The organism is Bacillus sp. P4_D3 (assembly GCF_056401855.1).
The window spans coordinates 1-3,631 of record NZ_JBFUIN010000326.1; the positions used below are offsets into that span (position 1 = coordinate 1).

Genomic DNA, 3,631 nt, shown 5'->3' on the forward strand with positions numbered 1-3,631 from the left:
AAGTATTATCGTGACTCCGCAGTGGATAACAGCTATTATTCTTGTATTTGCTATAGTTGCTATTTCTCTCTATGCGCGTGATTATTGGAATGAATTTACGAAGAAAATGTTTCTACATTTATATTGTGATGAAGGAGAATTACTATTATTAAGGTGGAAGGCGGATCGTTATTTGCTCCTTCCAGTCGTATTTATGTATGGAACAGTCATCCTCTCACAGTTTTATTTATTGCCAGCAGTAATTATTGGAGTTATTTTTATAGTATTCATTGGTTGGATTGTATTTTTACCATAGAAAAAGAGCCGGAAATGGCTCTTTTTTCTAGTCTGTAACACACTGATAAATAAAATATACTAAAACGAGTATGCTTGCGGCGGAATATATGACATCTAAAGTCATTTGATCGCCTCCTCATTGTTGTTGTATTTCTAGTGTATGAAATCTTACAATTTCATATTCAAGTGAAAAATATGTGAACGTTAACAAATTTGTAAAGTGCAAAAATTAYAATCATTTTGTATAATAGAAGAAACAACCGTTAAATAAAATATAATGAGTGAAAGGGGAGGGAACATAAATGCCAAATTGGTTTAGAAAAACCTTAGTCGCATTAATTACCGTATTTACGTTTGGTTTAGTGACGCCTCCTTCCATATTACTTGATAATGCCAAAGCTGCGGACAAGCCTACGAGCACAGCTGGGCAACAAAATTTGGAGAGTACGTCCTATACATATGAAGAAACGAATGATAGKTTAACCACCGATACTTTTGTTAACTATGCGATGCAAGAAGCAGAGAAGCAATCTATGCAAAAATTTGGCTCTAAAATTGGGCCTGTAATTGAAGATGAATTTAAAGATGTTGTATTACCTAAAATTGAAGAGGCAATTGCGGAACTTGCAAATGATGTACCAGAAGAATCGTTACAATCATTAGCGATTTCTCAAAGACCAGCTGGCGGAAATAATGAAAAGATTTTTCATGTTTATGACACGAAATCAGGAAATGACTTACTGCGATTTCATGTAAGGAGAGATCATCCACCGCAAGATGGATATTATTTTAATTTCCACTATCATCGTTTTGATGATGGATACTCAGGACACCATGAGTTAGGAAATATTTATTGGAATACGAATGTACCGCCGAAATGGTTGTCTTAATGAAGAACAAGAGAAAATCTTGTTCTTTTTTTATGTGTATGAAAGGGTAAGACATTTATGCTGTTGAATAACATAGGTTTAGGAAAAAAACAAAGGGAGTCTGGGAATGCAAAAATACATTGTTTTTGACTTTGATGGCACGTTAGTAGATTCACAAAATATATTTGTACCAATTTATAATCAACTTGCTGAAAAGCATGGATATAAGACAGTTAGTGAGGAAGAAATCGAGCCTTTACGAAAACTGACTATTGCTGAAAGATGTAAACAACTCGATGTACCACTGTATAAATTACCGATATTAGCGTTAGAGTTTTATAAATTATATCAACCTGCTATAAAAGATCTCGTTTTATTCCATGGGATGAAGGATGTTTTAGATGAATTACATAAAAAAGGCTACGGGATTGCGGTTATATCTTCGAACTCAGAAGAGCATATTAGGGCATTTTTACGTAATAATAGAATAGAAAATATTCAAGAAGTGTATTGTTCTAAAAATTTGTTTGGTAAAGATAAAATGATAAAAAGATTTTTAAAGTCGAAAAAGCTAACAGAACAAGATATGTTGTATGTCGGTGATGAACAACGTGATATTGCAGCTTGTAAAAAAGCTGGTGTGAATGTGATTTGGGTTTCGTGGGGGTATGACGTAATTGAGACGGTAAAAGGAGACGCGCCAGATTACATGGTTAATACGCCAGGGGAAATTGTGCAAGTAGTACAGGCAGCACATTCTTAATATAAATAAACTTCGAGCAGGTATTCATCATATTGAATTTTGGGTTGCAAAGTTTCTTGCGGGTAATAAGGTGAAGGTTATACGTAGTCCTATTGAAATGAATCATTATTCGGATGGTTATACAATAGACTTTTATGACCCGAATGGCTTTATTGTAGAGGTTGCGTATACACCGAATACAGAAATGTAAGGAGAATAGACATGAAGATAATTACAACGTGGAAAAACAGTATACAAATAGTAAAAAATGCCGCAAACATTGAAGAAATCTCTAGAGGTTTCTCTCCTGATAAAAAATATATTATTACGACTACTGATGATGACAAATATTTATTACGGGCAGGCAATATAAAAGAGTATGAAAGAAAGAAAATAGAGTTTCAAATTTTAAAAGAAATGCAAAAACGAAACGTACAAGCACAAAGACCGATTGAACTCGGTATGTTGGAAGAAGTAGGTTTATGCTATAGTGTTTTTTCATATTTAGAAGGGGAAGATGCGAAGAATCTGTTACCTACATATACGCCAAGAGAACAATATAATATTGGTATAGAAGCAGGAAAAGACTTAGCAACAATGCATACACATGAAGCTCCTAAGGATATACTCCCATGGTATGAAAGAGCAATGAAAAAACATCGAAAATATTTAGAGGCATATAAAACATGTGGAATAAAAATAAAAAATGATGATAAAATTATTAAGTTTATAGATGAAAATGAAATGTATGTACAAAATCGCCCAAATCGATTTCAACACGATGATTTTCATTTAGAAAATATAATTGTGCGGGATGGGAAATATGTAGGTGTTATTGATTTTAATGGTTATGATTGGGGCGACCCACTTCATGATTTCGTAAAAATTGCACTATTTGCAAGGGACATTAGTATCCCGTATTCAATCGGACAAATAGAAGGATACTTTAATGGTAGAATACCAGAGGAGTTTTGGAAATTATATGCGGTGTACGTTGGCATGACGGTTTTCTCTTCAGTTGTTTGGTGTTTACGAGCAGCGCCGCATATGTTAGATGATACGTTAGAACGTCTTACTATAGTTTTAGAGGATCATAAAGACTTTGAGTTATCAAAGCCAATTTGGTTTGATGGTGAAATAATGAATAGAAAATAAGGATAGCAGGTGAGAGATCTCACACCTGCTATTTGTAAATAACTCATGAGATAATCTCTTTACATACTATATATGTAGTTTTTTTATGAAGGAATGAAAACCTTGACGTCTACTTTATAATATAAAAAGGGGGTGGACTATTGAAAATCAGGCAAGGCAAATATGAAGAAATAAAATTACGCGATAGAATTCCAGGAATGGTTGAATATATAGAGGACACAATGCTACCTACTGGTTTTCACTATTATATTCCTCCTCACTGGCATAGAAGTATTGAAATTAGCCTAGTCGTATATGGAGAAGTTTTCTTGTATGTGAATGGGCAAAAAAAGAAAGTATCCGCTGGCGAATTTATTTTTGTAAATAGTGGCGATGTTCATGAATTCGAAAAAGTTGAAAATACAAGTTGTGCAGTAATGATGTTAATTATTTCTTATGAATTTCTTAAAGAGGTAAATGGAGATTTTGATAAATATAGATTTAATATAAAAGAATCAGTTGTTCAGAAAACTAACCTCCAGCAAATATTTTATGAATTAAAGGAGTTAGTCGCAAATTCTGATGATTTAAGTTACATAAAAATTAATAG

General features: G+C 33.2%; 5 protein-coding genes and 1 pseudogene. All 6 read left to right on the plus strand.

The features are described from left to right. The coding region (locus AC1DTM_RS20365) for an ABC transporter permease (RefSeq protein WP_477000738.1) at nt 1-295 on the plus strand (295 nt) is incomplete at its 5' end. Between the two features lie 283 nt (nt 296-578). Further along, complete coding sequence (locus AC1DTM_RS20370; RefSeq protein ID WP_477000739.1) at nt 579-1,166, plus strand: YpjP family protein; 588 nt, start codon at nt 579-581, stop codon at nt 1,164-1,166. A gap of 106 nt (nt 1,167-1,272) precedes the next feature. Then, a complete protein-coding gene (locus AC1DTM_RS20375; protein ID WP_002158023.1) occupies nt 1,273-1,908 on the plus strand; it encodes an HAD family hydrolase in 636 nt (211 codons plus the stop codon). Between the two features lie 43 nt (nt 1,909-1,951). Next, nucleotides 1,952-2,098 (plus strand): annotated as a pseudogene (locus tag AC1DTM_RS20380) (VOC family protein); the annotation flags it as partial. 11 nt (nt 2,099-2,109) lie between these two features. Then, nucleotides 2,110-3,042, plus strand: coding sequence for an aminoglycoside phosphotransferase family protein (locus tag AC1DTM_RS20385; protein ID WP_477000740.1), 933 nt, complete (start codon nt 2,110-2,112; stop codon nt 3,040-3,042). Between the two features lie 140 nt (nt 3,043-3,182). After that, nucleotides 3,183-3,631: cupin domain-containing protein (locus tag AC1DTM_RS20390; protein WP_477000741.1), on the plus strand; the 449-nt coding region annotated here is incomplete at its 3' end.